The following is a 321-nucleotide window of genomic DNA, read 5'->3' on the forward strand; positions in this document are numbered from 1 at the left end:
CAGCGATTTTAATCTGCATTTTGAATGGTGATGGGTATACATTACAGCTATCGCGGTTTTTTCCACAAACAAAAAGCAACAAAAACAGCGCCAACCATAAACCGCCAAAGAGTAAGGCGTCAGCAATAAATTAAATATTAAGGAGTTACAATGGAATACAAAGTCGTTATATATCAAGAGGGAATGTTAGGATCTCTGTTACTTGGAGCCTCAAAAGTTGATCCTGTTAAATTCTCAGATTTTCTTAATGAAAATGCCTCTCAAGGCTGGAGAGTGCAAACAATGGAAAAAGACATCCGTAGGATGCTGCTTCTTTGGAAA

1 protein-coding gene is annotated in these 321 nt (G+C 37.7%); it reads left to right on the forward strand.

What is annotated here, in order from left to right:
- Positions 1 to 150 precede the first annotated feature (150 nt).
- Positions 151 to 321 (forward strand): DUF4177 domain-containing protein (locus CXF72_RS20145; RefSeq protein WP_101036070.1); only part of this gene is annotated, 171 nt, incomplete at its 3' end.

The sequence above is a fragment of the Psychromonas sp. MB-3u-54 genome, assembly GCF_002836415.1.
GTDB lineage: Bacteria > Pseudomonadota > Gammaproteobacteria > Enterobacterales > Psychromonadaceae > Psychromonas.